Below are 16,455 nucleotides of genomic sequence, written 5' to 3' on the forward strand. Positions count from 1 at the left end.
ATCCGTATTGCACATAACAACGAAGGAGACAAAAGATGAGCGAGAAAGCACTGGCACGGAAGTGGGGCATGGCGATGGCATCGGCACTGATGCTCGGCGGGATGATGCCGGGGGCAGTCATGGCGCAGCAAGCCGCCTGGCCCGGCAAGCCGATCCGGCTGATTGTGCCGTTTCCTGCGGGGTCGTTCACGGACACCGTGGCGCGCGTGGTGTCGGAGCGGCTGACGAAATCGCTTGGCCAGCCCGTGGTGGTGGAGAACAAGGCGGGCGCCAACGGACTGATCGGCGCCACCGAGGTGGCCCGTTCGGCGCCGGACGGGTACACGGTGATGGTGACCAATTCGAGCAGCGTCACGATCAATCCGCAGGTGTACAAGAAGGGCGGCTACAAGCCAAAGGACTTTGCACCGGTCACGCTGATCCTCGAAGCGCCGTTCATCCTGGTCACCAACCCGGACTGGGCGCAGAAGCATGGGGTGAACACGGTGCAGGACCTGGCGCGATACGCGGCGCAGCAGCCCGGCAAGATCAGCTACGGCTCGGCGGGGCCCGGCAACATCGCGCATCTGAGCTTTGCCATGCTCAACAACCGCGCGAAGATCCAGACCACGCACATTCCATACAAATCGGCGGCGCAGGCACAGATGGCGGTGATCAGTGGCGAACTGGACACCGCCTTCGATACCTGGAGCGCGCTGCCGCAGATCAAGGCCGGCAAGCTGAAACCCATTGCGGTCAGCGGCGTGAAACGCATGGCCCAACTTCCGGACGTGCCCACCGTGGAGGAAGCGGGCTACAAGCCCTTCGACGCCACGTTCTGGATCGGACTGCTGGCCCCGGCCGGCACGCCGCCGCAGATCGTGCAGAAGCTTTACTCCTCAATGCAGGGCATTCTGGAGGATGAAAAGGCCCGCGCGGCCTTGAGCCAGCAGGGCGAAGTGGTGATGATCGATCCCGCCCGCTTTGCGAAACGCGTGGAGCAGGAGGAAGCCAGTTGGGGCGCCGTGATCCAGAAGGAGGGGATTACGCTGGATTAAGGAGCGGCTCCGCTGATCCATCCTCGATCGCCGCGCCAGTGTGCGAGAATGTGCGCGTCCTGGCGCTGGAGCATTGCCTCCGGGCGATTGAGAGAGGCGTTCGTGGAAGTATTTCGTTTTTTCCGCAGGAAGCGATCCAAGCCTGCACCCGTGTCCAAGCCCAGACCGGCAATCGTGCCGGCTGCTGGGACGGAGAGCCGTTCCCGGGATTTCCAGGACACGGCAGGCTCTTATGACCGCGTCTTTGCGCGGGTCATGGCCACGGTGGAGGGCATCTCCGAGGCCGAGTCGCAGGAAATCCTGGCGTTCGTGAAGAGTAGCGGTTCCGACGGCCTGAACCTTGCCGGCTACTTCGAGCAGGTCTATGCGCGCTATTTCAAGGGCCGCGCGTGGACCTGGACCGAGTACGACGACTGGGCGCGCATCTTTGCCCAGATGGGCCAGTTTCCCTCCACCTGGACGGATATCGACAAACCACGCAAGCCCAAGACCCGTGCCGAGGAACTGCTCGGGCAGCGCACGGCGGATATCCGGGCCTTCCTGGATGCCGAGGGCGTGCAGTACCTGCCGACGGCAAAGAAGGAACAGCTTGTTGCTATCGTGGAACTGACGCCGGCGCTGGCGGACTCTGCGCTCTGGCAGGCGGTGCTGGCGAAACGGCGCGAGGAAGCCGATGCCGCGCTGGAGCGTCGGCCCCGCCTGCTCTATGACCTGCTTATGCGGACGATTGCCTATCGCGCCAAGAGCGAGCGGGAGTTGCAGCGCGCCAAGGCAGCGGGTGTCAAGCGCTTCGATGTCATGCTGGCCATCGAGGCGGACCGCAAGTTCGTGGAGATCGCGCGCCAGAAGGACCCTCAGGCCGTGCCCCCGTTCTATCCCAACGATTTCACCTTGCTGCGGCCCATCATCGATAACAACAATACCGGCCGATAGTTAGGTCCAATCGTTCGGCCCAACAGTTTTTTTACGTGATCGCGCCGAGCGTCACGCGTGTGGCAGTTACAATTTGGCGATGCATTGTTATCTCGCCGCCTCTCGCCTTACCTGCCCCCGCTGACACATGGATCACAACCTAAGCCTCATCACCACCCTCGCTGCCGGCTTCGGTATTGCACTCGTCCTGGGATTTCTCGCCGAGCGCATGAAGATTCCGGCCCTGGTCGGCTATCTTGTGTCTGGCATCATCATCGGCCCCGGCACGCCCGGTTTTGTCGCCGATGTCGACCTCGCTTCCCAACTTTCCGAAATCGGCGTGATGCTGCTGATGTTCGGCGTGGGCCTGCATTTCTCGTTGCGTGACCTGCTGGCCGTGAAGCGTATTGCGATTCCGGGTGCCGTGGTGCAGATGGGTATCGCCACCGCGCTGGGCATGCTGATTGCCTGGGCGTGGGGCTGGAGCTGGGGCACCGGGCTGATCTTCGGCCTGTCGCTGTCGTGCGCCAGTACCGTGGTGCTGCTCAAGGCGTTGGAAACCCGGGGTGTGCTCGAAACGATGAACGGGCGCATTGCGGTGGGCTGGCTCGTGGTGGAGGATCTGGCCACGGTGCTGGTGCTGGTGTTGCTGCCGCCGCTGGCGGGGTTGCTGGGCGGATCGACGGAAGGGCATGCGCAGAGCACGCACGGGATCGGCATGACGATCGTGCTCACGCTGCTGCAGGTGGTGGCCTTTATCGCGCTGATGCTGATTGCTGGCCGACGCGTATTGCCGTGGCTGCTGTGGCAGATCGCCAAGACGGGCTCGCGCGAGCTGTTCACGCTGTCGGTTGTGGCGGCCGCCATCGGCATTGCCTTCGGCGCGGCGCAGATTTTCAGCGTGTCGTTTGCGCTAGGTGCATTCTTCGCGGGCATGGTGATGCGCGAATCGGAGTTCAGCCACCGGGCCGCCGAGGAATCTCTGCCGCTGCGTGACGCATTCTCGGTGCTGTTCTTCGTATCGGTCGGCATGCTGTTCAAGCCGGCGATCCTGCTGGAGCAGCCGCTGCATGTGCTGGCCGTGGTGGCCGTGATCATCGTGGGCAAGTCGCTGGCCGCGTTCGGTCTGGTGCTGGCCTTCCGCTATCCGCTGAATACGGCGCTGACCGTATCGGCCAGCCTGGCGCAAATCGGCGAGTTCTCCTTCATCCTGGCCGGCCTCGGCGTGGCGCTCAAGCTGATGCCACCAGACGCCATGAGCCTGATCCTGGCCGGTGCGCTGATTTCGATTGCACTGAATCCGCTGCTGTTCGCGGCGATCGAGCCGGTACGGAACTGGATTCTCTCGCGCTCGGCCCTGGCGCGCGACCTCGAGCAGCGCGAAGATCCGTACGCCGAACTGCCGATGACAACCGAGCGCCGGTTCCTGGAGGGGCAGGTTGTGCTGGTGGGCTATGGCCGCGTAGGCAAGCGCATCGCCAAGGCCATGCAGGAGCGGGGCATTCCGTTCGTGATCGCCGATGAGAACCGCGAACGCGTGGAGGGCCTGCGCAAGGCCGGGTTTGCGGCAGTATCGGGCAATGCGGCGGACCCTGCCGTGCTGATCCAGGCTCACATCGCCAATGCCGCCATGCTGGTGGTGGCCGTGCCCGAGCCGCTCTATGTGCGGGCGATGGTGGAGACGGCGCGCACGCTGAACCCTGGTATCGAGATCGTGCTGCGCACGCACAGCGAGGATGAATCGGAACTGCTGCGCAAGGAGAATCTCGGCGCGGTGTTCTATGGCGAGGAAGAACTCGCCAAAGGCATGACCAGCCATGTGCTGGGACGTTTCGTGCCCGCGGAAGCGGCGGCCGGCGCCCATTGAGGGACTGGCATCGAGCCTTCAACGATGACGGCGGCTGACGAATTCCGCCGTCATCACTCTCCTGTCATCTAAGTCGTTCACCATGTGCGCCCGTAGAACCAGCCTTGCCAGCGCGGCAGGACCGGCGGGCGACTGATGCGAGGGACCCCCTGGCCGAAGACGCGCGGCACTACGGGTCAATCAGAACTCAAGCATCAGGGAAGTCTCAATGCGTTACCTCAAGTCTGCAATCGGCATGGCAGCAGCCATGACCGTCGCCTTTGCGTTTTATGGCTGCAATGGCAGCGACGACAACACCAGCAGCAACAGCGGCACCACCACGCCGCCTGCAACCACCACGCCCACCCAGCCGACCAATCCGGCGCCCACGCCCGAAGTGACGGGCCGCTGGACCACGGGTGACCTGCACGTGCACACCACCCAGTCCGACGATGCGCGCAGCAAGCTTGTCACCGTGCTGGACGAGGCGCTGGTGAAGAACAGCCTGGACTGGACCGCAATCACCAATCACCTGCGCACGGCGCTGCGCGACGACAACGACGTGGCCATCGTAGGCGGCCCGGTGGCGTTCTCGAAGGCAATGGCCGATATCGAGATTCCCGCCGTGAAACAGTTGCAGGCCAACGGCAGCTATCCGAACAAGCTGATTTTCTCGGCGTTCGAATGGGACATGCCCACGCACGACCATATGAACGTGGGCATCTTCACGGGCGCGCCGCTGGCCACCGCCACGAAGGCCGCCAACCAGTTCGAGTACTACTTCACGAATCGTGCCGCTTCGTTCTTCAATGCCGCTGACGTCGCCGCCTGGGATGCCGCCGGCACGCGTGCCTACACCACGCATGCGGATGCGGTGAAGGCCGTGGCCTGGCTGCGCGACAACTATCCGGACACCAGCTACGCGCTGATCAACCACCCGTCGCGCAATAGCGGCAAGTACACGGTGGCGGACTATCGGGATTTCAACGATGCGGCGCCGCGCGTGGCATTTGCCGTGGAAGGCATGGTCGGTAACCAGATGGAACCGGATCGCGGTGGCTACACCACGGCCTATGTCGATGCCAATCTCAAGAATCGCGTCTACGGTGGCGTCGATTACGTGGTGGCGCAGGTCGGCGGCATCTGGGATGCCCTGCTGGGCGATGGCCGCCGTTTCTGGAACGTCGGCAATTCGGACCACCACTTCAAGACCGTTGGCACCAACAGCAGCGGCTATTTCCCGGGCGAGTACTCCAAGACCTATGTGTGGCTGGAGAACAAGTATTCGGGCGTGCAGGCTGTGTTGGAAGGCGTGCGCTCGGGCCGCATGTTCTCCGTCTACGGTGACCTGATCAATGCGCTGGACTTCAACGCTTCGGGTGCTGCAGGCAAGTCCGAGATGGGCGGTGAACTGAAGGCCAAGGCTGGCGAGACGGTCACCATCACCATCCGCTTCAAGAGCCCCGAGCGCAACAACTACCAGTATCCGATCGACAGCGGCATCAATGTCAACGTGAAGCCCACGGTAGACCACGTCGACCTGATCGCCGGCGATGTCACGCCGCGCGCGGCAGTGGGCACGCCAGGCTACAGCAAGGAGACCAATGATTCGACCAAGGTCATTGCCACCTTCACGTCTGCCGACTGGAAACTCGATAGCGAGGGGTACAACACGGTCACGTACACCTTCAAGGCAGCCAGGAATCAGTACTTCCGCCTGCGCGGCACGAACCTGGGCATGAACGTGGCCGGTGAAACGCTCAACGGCAACCCGCTGCCCGATGCCAAGGTAACGGTGGCCGAAGATCCCGCACGCTTCAACGCGATCAACGCGCGTAACTACAACGACCTGTGGTTCTATTCGAACCCGGTGTTCGTGAGCATCGGCTCGTAAGATCGAGTCTGACTGTTGGCGGCCCGTTCCGGTTGCACCGGGGCGGGCCGTTTTGCTTTCCACGACGCAATAAGCGAACGGCAACGGACCGCTTGCCAGTTTGCAACCCGCCTGGCGCCTCGTCCGCGCATCCTTGAAGCGTTGGTCCCCTCGCCGACGCATACCCATAACGACCACCGCATGGAAGTGGGCGCATTGCCCCTGCCATCGATCCGGGTCGAACATTCAAGGAGACATCCATGAGAGACCGACATGGTTGCGGGCTACGTGCGCGCGCCAGTTCCCGCGTGCGCCCGCTGCTCGCGTATTTCGCGATTTGCGCGCTGACCGTCGCGGTCAGCGCATGTGGCGGCGATGACAATAGCAGTAGCACATCGGGCACCAGTACTTCGACGGGATCGGATTCTGCCGGCACCACGACGACAGCCACGACGCTGGCGGTGGTCAAGCCCGTAGTGGACTGCTCGCAGCTTGCTGGCGTCGATCTCACAGGAATCGGTGGTGTGGGCAGCACGATCACGTCGGCCACGGTCACCACGGCCACGATCAACGGTGCGGCGGTGCAGTACTGCATGGTGAAGGGCACGCTGGCCCCTGCGAACACCTTCCAGGTGGCACTGCCGGTCAGTACGTGGACACAACGATTTGCGGCGCTGGGCTGCGGCGGCCTGTGCGGCAGCGTCAGCGATCCGAGCCAGGATACGTCGTTCAGCTTCAGCTACAAGTGCCCGCTGGTGCAGCAGGGCGGCTTCGTGACGGCGGCGACCGATATGGGGCATACCTCGTCCGATGCAACTTGGTCGTCCGATCCGCAGAAGCAGGCGGATTTCGCCTATCGCGGACAACACGTCACCACGCTTGCGGCCAAGAAGCTGATTCAGGCGTACTACGGCCAGGTGCAGAAATACGCGTACTTTGTGGGTTGCTCCGATGGCGGTCGCGAGGCACTGATGGCTGCGCAACGTTATCCGTCCGATTACAACGGCATCATCGCCGGTGCGCCGGCCGCCCACTTCCAGACGCAGAACTCGCTCTATCACGGCTGGAACGTGATCTCGAATAGCACGACCGGCGACAACACCGGTAATGTGGTGCTGTATGCCGACAAGGCCAAGGTGCTGCACCAGGCAGTGGTGGCAGCGTGTGGCGGCACGAGCGGTGCGCCGGACGGTCTGCTGGCAGACCCGCGCGTCTGCAACTTCAACCCCGTCTCGATCCAGTGCGCGGCGGGTGCAACGGATACCAGCAACTGCCTGACCGCGGCGGAAGTCACGACGGCCAGCCGCATCTATAGCGGTCCGCTTGACACCACCACGGGCAAGCGCATGCTGGCGGGCTCGCCGCAGTTCGGCTCGGAGGCGAACTGGATCGGCGTGGAAGTGCCGAACTCCAATTCGACTGCCGCAGCCGTACCGGTGACCGGCCTGTTCAGCAACATGATCGTGACGGGTGCGTATAACCTGATCTTCACGGGTTCGCCGACGATGCCGAACATCAACACCTTCGGCTATCACGACGGGAATTTCTTCCTCGACTACCTGCAGGCGAACCACTCGCTCAACGATGCCACCAATCCGGACCTCTCGGCATTCAAGCAGGCGGGCGGCAAGCTGATCTTGTGGCACGGCTGGGCAGACCAGCACATCTCGCCGCTGTTCACGATTGCCTACTACGAGGCGATGCAGGGGACCATGGGCAACGCAACCGTCGACGAGTTCACGCGACTCTATCTGGTTCCGGGTGTCAGCCACTGTGGCGGTGGTGAAGGCAATCCGAACATCGACCTGGTTTCGCGCATCACGGCGTGGGTGGAGCAGGGGGCCGCGCCCAGCGATGTGATGACGTACCAGACCGATGCCACGAATGCCGTCACCGCATCGCGGCCTGTGTATCCGTACCCGGCCGTGGCCAGGTACAAGGGGTCAGGCGATTGGCACGATGGTGCGAACTACGTCTCGGGAGCTGCGCTGTATAACGTGGCCACGGCAGCGTGGGCGGGTTCGAGTTTCTACACGCCGTACTCGGCGAAGACGCAGGGCGTGGCAGCGCCTTAATTGTTGGGCTTGTTTTTCTCCCCTCTCCCGCTTGCGGGAGAGGGGCGGGGGAGAGGGCCAGCAGTGCAAGTTGCGACGATTTTGGCAAGCAGAGCCTCCGGCCCTCTCCCCCAGCCCCTCTCCCATTTCATGGGAGAGGGGAGCCCAACCCCAACCGCACCATCATCCCCGCAAGCACCAGCATCGTCACGCCGATCAGTCCATCCAGCACTCGCCATGCAGCGGGACGCGCAAACCAGGGCGCCATCCAGCGTGCGCCATATCCCAGTGCAGTGAACCACAGCACACTGCCGCTGCTCGCGCCCGCGATGAACCAGCCGCGCATTGCAGCGGGCTGCTGCGCGCCGATGCTGCCCATGAGTAGCACGGTATCGAGATAGACGTGGGGATTCAGTAGCGTGAAGGCCGCCGCCTGTGCCAGCGCTGCGCCACGGCCGATCCGCTTGGCGCCGGATTCCGCAGTGGCCTGCATCGCCTGTGGCCGACGCGCGCGCCGGAGTGCCTGCCATCCATAGAACGCGAGAAATGCCGCGCCCGCGAACGCCAGTGCCCGCGCCAGCCCGGGCCGATCTCCAAGAGCTGCCGCCATCCCCATCACCCCAGCCGCGATCAGCAAGGCATCGGCCACGGCACACCAGAGCACAACGCTTCCCACATGTTCGCGGCGCAGTCCCTGGCGCAGGACGAAGGCGTTCTGTGCACCGATGGCGATGATCAGGCCAAGGCTCAATACGAGCCCTTGCAACATCACGGCAGAGGCAGAAGGCAGGAAATCAGGCAGGTTCATGCCACGCAGCTTGCTGTGCGCATGCGCTTCAGTCCAGCGCCCGGTTTCGCGATTCCACATTGACCGCTGCCACCGCAACGGCTGCCGCCAGCAACATTGCCGAGATCATCGCCAGTGCCAGCGTGAAGTGGGTCGCCATCACAGGCGCGATGATCGACGGTGCGAACAGTCCGCCGAACCGAGCGACCGCGCCTGCCGTACCCATGCCGGTTGCGCGCAAGGAAGTGGGAAACACCTCGGGTGTGAACGCGTAGAGCCCGCCCCAGGTGCCCAGCAGCGCAAAGCTCATCAGCAGCGTGGAGCCGATGACTACCACCGGCGATGTACCGAGGCTATACAGCAGGCAGCCCAGCGCACTGAGCAGCAGAAATCCGATCAGCGTGGGCTTGCGTCCCCAGCGTTCCACGCCATACGCCGCCAGCGCGTAACCCGGCAGTTGCGCCAGCGCCAGCACCACCAAGAAGACCTGTCCGCGCATGAACGCGAAACCCTGCGTGCTCAGTCGGATCGGCAGGTAGACGAATACGCCGTAATACGCGATGGAAATCAGCAGCCACGCCAGCGCGAGCGCAATCGTGCGGCGTCGCAGCGTCGTGGTGAACAGCGCGAATACCGATTGTTTGACGCTCGTATCGGCCTGCAGTGCCGGGATGTCCACCGTGCGTCCGTTCTCGCGGGCCACGCGTTCGAGCACGCTGCGCGCCTTGTCCGGTTGCCCATTGCGATTCAGGAACAGCGGCGATTCCGGCACGTGAATGCGCAGCACGATGCCGATCAGCGCGGGAATCCCGGTCACGAAGAAAATGATGCGCCACGCATCGTTGCCATAGTCGCTGGCCACCAGGGCGAGGACGGCGAGACAGATCGTGCCAAGTGCCCAGAATGCCTCCAGCAACACCAGCCAGCGTCCGCGCCGATCCTTCGGCAGAAACTCGGCCATCATCGTGTAGTCCACCGGCAGCGTGCCGCCCACGCCAATGCCGGTCAGCAACCGCAGCGCCAGCAGCCAGGTGAGATCCGGCGCGAAGGCCGATGCCACGCCACTTACCGCGTCGATGCAAACCGCAAGCAGCAGCGCAGGCCGGCGACCCACGCGATCGGCCAGTCGCCCGAACGCAAAGGCGCCCAGCACCATGCCGATAAAGAAGAACGTGCCAGTCTGAAGCGCCTGCGGCACCGTGATGCCGAATGTCTTGGCGATCGACGGCGCGCTGAAGCCGATGGATAGCACCTGCATGGCGTCCGCCGCCCAGACGAGTCCGAAGATCACGAAGAGGCGGCGCTGGAATTTACCGACACCAGCGGTTTCAATGGCCTGGTCGAGGCCCATCAGGGTAGATGACATTGGAGGCGGCATGTCAGGTTGTTGCGGCAGGCAAACATTCTAACTCGCGCCCCTTACATCGGCTTCATCACCATCAACGCAAAGACAACCACCATGGCGATGAAGGCCGGATAGCCCAGCAGTTCCCAGCGGCGCGCGTAGCGCCAGTACAGATCGGGCAGTGCGGTACCCTGCGCGTGCGCCTCGACAGCCATGCGATGCATGCGGATCTGATACCAGACCACGGGCAGCCAGCAGATGCCAGCCAGTGCATACAGTGCGGCTGAAGCCACGATCCAGAACGCGTTCAGTGGATACCCGGCCAGATGAAGCATGTAGGCACCGGACAGCGGCTGGATGATGACGGCCGGCGTGGTGAACCACCAGTCGGCCCGCACCACGAGCCGTGAGACGACGGCAATGGCTTCCACGGATCGCGAGCGGTTGGCAAAGAACAGGTAGAACGCCGTGCCGAATCCCGTACCGACCAGCAGCACCGACGAAATGATGTGAACGACCTTGATGGCTAGGTATTCCATGATGGTTGCTCCGTGTAGAGGATCAGAAGGATGGCGAGGATCGGCAGGTTCTTGAGCACGGGTCCGAACGGGTGCCACAGGAACTCGGGCATTGCGATGGCGATCACGAGCGAGTAGCCCAGCACGATTGCCGCCTGCAGCGCCCAGAGTCCGCGGCCCCGATAGAAGAGACAGGCCATGCCCATCGCGGCGTCCACACCCACCGCGCCGTAAAGCGCCACGGTGGCTAACGTGCCGTCGAGTCCCACGGCGTGGAGCATCGCGAGGCTGTCTGCAATCGGATAGGCGAACAGCGTGACGAATGCGGTTGCCAGCCAGATCATCGCCATCACGGCGCGCAGCATCGGCAATCGCCACGCGGCCATAGCGTGCTGGCGCAGTGCCGGTGCGTCGTTGCGCGATATGAATTGATCGATTGCCAGCGGCGGACGGCCGAGCGTTTGCGTCATCGGTGCAGCATCGGCATGACAGCCGTACTGCAGCATCCGCCAGTTGTCAGTTGTGAGCTTCGAGCCAGGTACGAATCCCGCCACGCGGGCTGCAATCGTCATGACGGGGCGCGGGATCGTGATCCAGCGCGCAGGCGGGAATTGCATGCCTGCGCGGTAGGCGTCGAGCATCGCGCGATAGGAAACCGGGTGCAGGCCTACGACGTCAATCGATGAGGCCGAGGCAGTTGAGGATGCAATCGCCAGCATCGCAGCGTCCACGACATCGTCCACATGGACCGGCTGGAACTTGGCATCGCCCAATGCGGGCACGGGAATCAACGGCAGGCTGGCAAGCGTGCGGAACATCCGCGCGGAGTCACCGTCTTCTGCGTAGACGAGCGAGGGATACAGGATGCGCGACGACACCGGCAACTGGCGCAGCACATCGTCGGCGGCGCGCTTGCTCTGGAAGTAGGGCGTGTCACCGTCGATTGCGCCAAGCGCCGACACCTGGACGATCCGTGTGACGCCGGCTTCGGCACTGGCACGAAACAGGGCGGCCGGTGCGCGGTGATGGATGGCGTCGAAGCGATTGGCGCCTGTCTCCACGATGATGCCCACGGCATTGACGACGACATCCATCCCTTTCACGCGCGGCAACCAGTCTTCGACGCTGAAGTCGCTGGTGTAGTCGATCGCTATGTCGTTCGCAAAGATCGGCGTCCGCATGCCGCGAAATACTTCATGACCGCTTGCTTCCAGGCGCGCACACAGTGCCCGACCAATGAGGCCCGTCGCCCCACACACCAGAATCCGAAGCCGTCCGTCCGTTGCCATGTTGGCTATCCCCTGAAAATACTGTTGTTTCTGTAAAGACAGAAATCTATCGACAAAAAGAAACGGGCTGACCATGCCCGTTACCGCTGTTTCCGTGTCTTCAGTTTCGTCTGCGTACCGCGTTGCTGATCTTCGCCGTCAGGCCCAGCGTCTTCATCAACGTCTCGGGTTTCAGACGCAGCATTTCGTCGGACAGCGTGCTCATGGTGTCGATGAACTTCAGCGTGTCCTCGATCCGCTCGCGCGTGCCGTCGTCTTCATCGGCCATGCCGGGATTGTCGAGACATTCACGCAACGCCACGGCAGTGGGATCGATTTCGCGCTGCCGGCGACCTGCCACGATCAGCTTGAACAACTCCCAGACATCCGTCGACGTCTCGAAAAAATCGCGCCGCTCACCCTTGATATGCACCACCTTGACCAGATGCCACGACTGCAACTCCTTGAGGCTCGTGCTGACATTGGAGCGCGCCACACCCAGCGTATCCGTGATTTCTTCGGCATCCATGGGACGCGCGGCCAGGTAGAGCAGGGCATGAACCTGCGCCACGGTGCGATTCACACCCCAGCGCGAACCCATCTCTCCCCAGTGCAGCACAAAGCGTTCGGCAATCGGTTTCAGTTCCATGTGCTGAAGTCTATACCTTCAGTTGTTTCTGTCAAGACTGAAATTACCAACTCCACCGCACCCCCAGATTCCCGCCGATGTTGTTGCGGCGTACGCCATCGCCGCTCGCTCAAGCGGTCACGCGTACCCGCCCATCCTCCGACCACAGCAGTTGCACGCGCTGTCCCGGGTAGAAACTGCCTTCCGATGCCGGCTGCGTGATGGCCTGCAGGCGGCCGTCGGGAAGCCGGACGGTGATTTCGTAGCCGGGATGACGGTCCACGGCGGATTCGATTTCGTGCCCGGCGAGGCCGCCGGCGAGTCCACCCGCCACGCCTGCCAGCAGCGAACCATGGCCGTGACCGATGGCGCTGCCCGCGACCGCACCAAGCAGGCCGCCGCCGAGTTCGCCGACGAGGCTTGAGCCCTGGCTGCTGTCGTTGATCTGCACGCTGCGCACGCGTTCGACCGTGGCCATCGTCACGGTTTGGGGCAGCGAGGTTTGTCCCGCGCTGTAGACGCTGCCGGGCGGCGCGAATTCGGCGCAGCCTGTGGTGAGCAGCGCGCTTGCCACCAATGCGGCAGCAAGCGGCAGGTTCAATGATGCGAGGCGACGTGTGGAAGGCATGACCGGCTCCTATCCCGATGATCCGATGTTTGATAGGAACCACTCTACGGCGCGCCGTTGTGCCGACATTTCCGGAACGCCGGGGTTTTGCGCGTCTGCCGCATGCATGGCGATGCATCGGCAACAAAAAACCCCGGCGCCAGGCCGGGGTCGGTACGACGGACTATCGGTGGATCAGGCGCGGCGTGCCGTCAGCCACTGGTTCGACGCCAGCGGCTCGGTGCACATGCGCACTTCACCGATCTGGCCGAGGAAGCCATTCGACGTCACGTTGTTGTAGACACCACCGCCAATCAGGAAGCGGCTTGCGGCGCTGACGGTGGCAATGCCGCGCGTGTTCGACGTATTGCGCAGCACGGGCGCACCTTCCACGTACATCACGGTCTCGTTGGTCGCGGGATCGTTGACCACGGCCACGTGTACCCATTTCTCGGCAATGATCTCGCCGGACCAGCTTGCCGCAGCGTTCCTGGTGCCTGCCGTGCTGGGCGTGACTTCCCACTGCACTTCGCGCAGGCTGGAAATCGCGAAGATCAGCGGGCTTTCGTCGCCATCGCCGCTGACGGAGCCGGCGATATCACCGCGCCGGCCTTCGCGCTCCATGATGTTCATCCACGCGTTGTTGCCGGCTGTCCACGAAGCGGGCACCTTGATGAAGGCTTCGATCGTGTAGCCGTTGTCGAAGGTCTGCGCGTTGAGCGCCGCAGTGGTCTGCGTGGCGAAGAAGCTCATCCGCTTGGGTGAGTTCGTCGAGTTGGCAAACTTCACGCTGCCCGGCGCCGCCGACAGGTAATGGTGGTCGTTGGACCACGTCATGTCGCCCAACTGGGCCGTGCCGCCGTTTGCCAGGGCTTCACGCGAGATCGGATTGGCACCCGTCTCGTCGTTGATGACCTGCCCCACCGGCACTGCTGCACCATCCGTGCCGCCGAAGAAGCGCCAGTGCGCCACGGTGGATGCCACAAGCGGGTAATCGCTGCTATCCGCAGGCGCTTTCTTGTCCGTTGTGCTGGGCTCCGTGTAGTTGGCCAGGATGGCGGCCTTGGCGCGATCGTTGATCGGATCGTTGCCGGCAGTCGGGGTGGTGAAGTCGGGGTTGAAGCGTGCGAAGCGCTTGCGGAAATCGAAGTCGATCTCGAACTGCTGGTTCTTGTCCGTCAGCACTGCCACGTCGAACTCGTTGAGCGTCTCGGTAGGCTTCTGCGGCACCCACGGCGAGAACGAGATCACCTTGATCTTGTTGTGGGTGAGATCGAATTCGTAGAGACGCATCAGGCCGTTGCCGCCCATGTACGCCATCTGGTAGTCCACCACCATTTCCTCGACGGGGTTGCCGAAGTCGTTGGTCTTCGTGAGATGCGCCGCGCCGTGGTAGTGGCCGTTCAGCGTCATGAAGATCTGGTCGTTGTCCTTGATGAGCTTGTCCCAGAGCATCAGGCCATAGGGCACTTCCAGCGGGCTGACGCCATCCGGACCAATGTTGAGCAACTGGTGCGTGGACAGGATCACCGGGACTTTCGGGTAACGCTTCAACACATTGCGTGCCCACGTGATGGCCGCATCGGAGGCGCGCCACGACATCGACAGCACCATGAAGCGGTTGCCGTCCACTTCGAAGAAGTGATACTCGTGGAAGCCCGACGGATCGCGGCCGCCGAAGGTAGCCTGACGCTGCGCGCGCGTGGTCGGGAAGGTCTTCAGGTACGGCTCGTTGGCGAGGTTGCGCTGTGCATCGGTGTTCGATGCCTGGCTGCCAGCGTTGACGTAGTCCACATCGGAGATCACGTCGTGGTTGCCGGCCAGGATCGAGTACGGCGCGCGAGCCGCCTCCATGACTTCCATGGCTTCGTCGGCAATCTGCCATTGCAACGGCTTGGACTGCTGGTCTACCACATCGCCCAGGTGAATCGTGAACGGGATACGCAGGGCAGAAGCGTTCTGCGTGATCCACTTGGTCTGCGCGAGGAACGGCGTGGAGCCGTATTTACGCTGGAACTGCAGGTTCTCGTCGGTGGTGGCGTAGCGCGAATAGAACTGGGTGTCCGGCAGCACGGCCAAGGCGAAGCTCGATACCTTGCCATTGGGTGCAGTGCCGCCCGGGGTCGTACCCGGCGTGGTGGCCGGCGTACCCGGTGCCGCATCGTCACCGCCGCCACACGCAGCCAGCAGTGCCGAGCCGCCGAGTGACAAGCCCAGACCCGCCCTCAGCAGCAGACGGCGCTGCCGGTCCGGAATGCCTTCGAGCGTTGCGGTATCGATGGCGGCGTGCTGCTTCCCCGTTGTCTTGCTTTGCATTTCAACTTCCCTGTTGACCCACGAAAACCGAAGATTCTGTGTGGCTTGCGTGACAGGGTGTTGATTGGAATGTGAAGGTTTGGTTGCGGTGGGCTTTCGGTTTGCTTGTGTTTGTTTCCCCTCTCCCGCGAGCGGGAGAGGGGTTAGGGGAGAGGGCAGGAGGTTCTGCTTGCCGACTTGTCGAAATTTGAACTGCTGGCCCTCTCCCCCGCCCCTCTCCCGCAAGGCGGGAGAGGGGAGCAAACAATCGGAGTACGAATATCACTCCGGCTGAATATTCGCCTCCTTCACAACCTTCCCCCACTTGTTCAGGTCCGATTGAATCAGCGCTGCGTACTGCTGCGGCGTGCCGCCCTGTACCTCGATCCCGGCAGACTCCAGCTTCGCGCGAACTTCAGGCAGCTTCAGCGCCGCATTGATCTCGGTGTTCAGCTTCGCGACGATGTCCTTCGGTGTACCGGCCGGTGCGAGGAAGCCGCCGTTGGTGTTGGCATCGTAGCCCTTGAGACCCTGCTCTTCGGCGGTCGGAACGTTCGGCAGCGTCTTGGAACGATTGCGCGTGGAAACGGCCACGGCGCGTACGTGTCCGGCGCGTACCTGTTCCTGAATGGCGCTGATGGTGTCGATGTAGAGCACGGTGCGCCCCGCGATCAGGTCGGGATGCGCGGCGGACGAACCCTTGTACGGCACCAGCAGCGTGGGCGCGCCGCTGACCATGTGGAACATCTCGGCGGCCATTTCCTGTGCGCTGCCACGGCCCGACGTGGCGACCTTGGCCTCATTTGGATTGGCCTTCATCCACGTGACCAGTTCGGGCAGCGTCTTGGCGGGCAGCTTGTTGTAGACCGCGAACACGAGCGGAATCTCGTGCGTGTAGACAATCGGCTCGAAGCTCTTCTGCGGGTCCCAGCCCAGATTCTTGAACAGGAACTTGTTGATGTTGTGGCTGCCGCCGACGATGCCGATGGTGTACCCATCGGGCTTGGCATTGGCGAGCAGTGCAGTGCCCAGGTTGTTCGATGCGCCGGGGCGGTTATCCACCACGAACGGCTGGCCCATTTTCGTCGTCAGCTTCTCGGCTACCACGCGCGCAACGAGGTCGATGCCGCCGCCTGCCGGTGCGGGCACGATGATCGTGACGGGGCGGGTGGGATAGCTGCCTTGTGCTGACGCGATGCCAGCGGCCATGCACAGTGCGGCGGGCAGGGCCAGGGTCTTGATGAGGGGAAGGATTCGCATGGTTGTCTCCGATTGCGTACTGGTG

Annotated in this window: 13 protein-coding genes; 5 read left to right on the forward strand and 8 right to left on the reverse strand. The window is 63.1% G+C overall.

Annotated elements, in window-relative coordinates; genetic code table 11:
• Positions 1-35 precede the first annotated feature (35 nt).
• The 5 genes from GA566_RS18250 (at position 36) to GA566_RS18270 (ending at position 7,743) form a co-directional block, all read left to right on the forward strand.
• Positions 36-1,037 (forward strand): tripartite tricarboxylate transporter substrate binding protein, encoded by a 1,002-nt coding sequence (locus tag GA566_RS18250; RefSeq protein WP_160473606.1) that lies wholly within the window; start codon positions 36-38, stop codon positions 1,035-1,037.
• A gap of 150 nt (positions 1,038-1,187) precedes the next feature.
• Positions 1,188-1,970, forward strand: a complete 783-nt coding sequence (locus GA566_RS18255) for a hypothetical protein (protein ID WP_160473607.1) — start codon at positions 1,188-1,190, stop codon at positions 1,968-1,970.
• 127 nt (positions 1,971-2,097) lie between these two features.
• Complete coding sequence (gene ybaL, locus GA566_RS18260; protein ID WP_137923508.1) at positions 2,098-3,816, forward strand: YbaL family putative K(+) efflux transporter; 1,719 nt, start codon at positions 2,098-2,100, stop codon at positions 3,814-3,816.
• A 208-nt stretch (positions 3,817-4,024) separates the two neighbouring features.
• Positions 4,025-5,689 carry a PHP domain-containing protein gene (locus GA566_RS18265; protein WP_202126829.1) on the forward strand — a complete coding sequence of 555 codons (1,665 nt, stop codon included), beginning with the start codon at positions 4,025-4,027 and terminating at the stop codon, positions 5,687-5,689.
• A gap of 239 nt (positions 5,690-5,928) precedes the next feature.
• Positions 5,929-7,743, forward strand: a complete 1,815-nt coding sequence (locus GA566_RS18270) for a tannase/feruloyl esterase family alpha/beta hydrolase (RefSeq protein WP_160473608.1) — start codon at positions 5,929-5,931, stop codon at positions 7,741-7,743.
• 127 nt (positions 7,744-7,870) lie between these two features.
• Here GA566_RS18270 and GA566_RS18275 read toward each other — a convergent pair whose 3' ends face one another.
• The 8 genes from GA566_RS18275 to GA566_RS18310 all read right to left on the reverse strand — a co-directional run bounded on the left by GA566_RS18275 (position 7,871) and on the right by GA566_RS18310 (position 16,430).
• Positions 7,871-8,530, reverse strand: coding sequence for a LysE/ArgO family amino acid transporter (locus GA566_RS18275; protein WP_160474648.1), 660 nt, complete (start codon positions 8,528-8,530; stop codon positions 7,871-7,873).
• A gap of 28 nt (positions 8,531-8,558) precedes the next feature.
• Complete coding sequence (locus tag GA566_RS18280; protein ID WP_137923505.1) at positions 8,559-9,875, reverse strand: MFS transporter; 1,317 nt, start codon at positions 9,873-9,875, stop codon at positions 8,559-8,561.
• A gap of 53 nt (positions 9,876-9,928) precedes the next feature.
• Positions 9,929-10,393 carry a DUF2269 domain-containing protein gene (locus tag GA566_RS18285; RefSeq protein WP_202126830.1) on the reverse strand — a complete coding sequence of 155 codons (465 nt, stop codon included), beginning with the start codon at positions 10,391-10,393 and terminating at the stop codon, positions 9,929-9,931.
• The gene (locus tag GA566_RS18290; RefSeq protein ID WP_160473609.1) at positions 10,381-11,661 is read right to left on the reverse strand and encodes an SDR family oxidoreductase; all 1,281 of its coding nucleotides are present in this window, start codon (positions 11,659-11,661) and stop codon (positions 10,381-10,383) included. The genes GA566_RS18285 and GA566_RS18290 overlap by 13 nt, the downstream gene beginning before the upstream one ends.
• 100 nt (positions 11,662-11,761) lie before the next feature.
• Positions 11,762-12,289 (reverse strand): GbsR/MarR family transcriptional regulator, encoded by a 528-nt coding sequence (locus tag GA566_RS18295; RefSeq protein WP_137923503.1) that lies wholly within the window; start codon positions 12,287-12,289, stop codon positions 11,762-11,764.
• A 109-nt stretch (positions 12,290-12,398) separates the two neighbouring features.
• Positions 12,399-12,896, reverse strand: a complete 498-nt coding sequence (locus GA566_RS18300) for a glycine zipper 2TM domain-containing protein (RefSeq protein ID WP_137923502.1) — start codon at positions 12,894-12,896, stop codon at positions 12,399-12,401.
• Positions 12,897-13,070: 174 nt separating this feature from the next.
• A complete protein-coding gene (locus tag GA566_RS18305) occupies positions 13,071-15,191 on the reverse strand; it encodes a LamG-like jellyroll fold domain-containing protein (protein ID WP_137923501.1) in 2,121 nt (706 codons plus the stop codon).
• Between the two features lie 261 nt (positions 15,192-15,452).
• Complete coding sequence (locus GA566_RS18310; protein ID WP_137923500.1) at positions 15,453-16,430, reverse strand: tripartite tricarboxylate transporter substrate binding protein; 978 nt, start codon at positions 16,428-16,430, stop codon at positions 15,453-15,455.
• Positions 16,431-16,455 lie beyond the last annotated feature (25 nt).

Origin of the sequence: Cupriavidus sp. SW-Y-13, assembly GCF_009793345.1 — a bacterium.
Taxonomy (GTDB): Bacteria; Pseudomonadota; Gammaproteobacteria; order Burkholderiales; family Burkholderiaceae; genus Cupriavidus.

Coding starts and splice junctions, on each gene's coding strand:
- GA566_RS18250 (WP_160473606.1), top strand. CDS start 36: ATGAGCGAGAAAGCACTGGCACGGAAGTGGGGCATGGCGATGGCATCG.
- ybaL (WP_137923508.1), top strand. CDS start 2,098: ATGGATCACAACCTAAGCCTCATCACCACCCTCGCTGCCGGCTTCGGT.
- GA566_RS18265 (WP_202126829.1), top strand. CDS start 4,025: ATGCGTTACCTCAAGTCTGCAATCGGCATGGCAGCAGCCATGACCGTC.
- GA566_RS18270 (WP_160473608.1), top strand. CDS start 5,929: ATGAGAGACCGACATGGTTGCGGGCTACGTGCGCGCGCCAGTTCCCGC.
- GA566_RS18275 (WP_160474648.1), bottom strand. CDS start 8,530: ATGAACCTGCCTGATTTCCTGCCTTCTGCCTCTGCCGTGATGTTGCAA.
- GA566_RS18280 (WP_137923505.1), bottom strand. CDS start 9,875: ATGTCATCTACCCTGATGGGCCTCGACCAGGCCATTGAAACCGCTGGT.
- GA566_RS18285 (WP_202126830.1), bottom strand. CDS start 10,393: ATGGAATACCTAGCCATCAAGGTCGTTCACATCATTTCGTCGGTGCTG.
- GA566_RS18290 (WP_160473609.1), bottom strand. CDS start 11,661: ATGGCAACGGACGGACGGCTTCGGATTCTGGTGTGTGGGGCGACGGGC.
- GA566_RS18295 (WP_137923503.1), bottom strand. CDS start 12,289: ATGGAACTGAAACCGATTGCCGAACGCTTTGTGCTGCACTGGGGAGAG.
- GA566_RS18300 (WP_137923502.1), bottom strand. CDS start 12,896: ATGCCTTCCACACGTCGCCTCGCATCATTGAACCTGCCGCTTGCTGCC.
- GA566_RS18305 (WP_137923501.1), bottom strand. CDS start 15,191: ATGCAAAGCAAGACAACGGGGAAGCAGCACGCCGCCATCGATACCGCA.
- GA566_RS18310 (WP_137923500.1), bottom strand. CDS start 16,430: ATGCGAATCCTTCCCCTCATCAAGACCCTGGCCCTGCCCGCCGCACTG.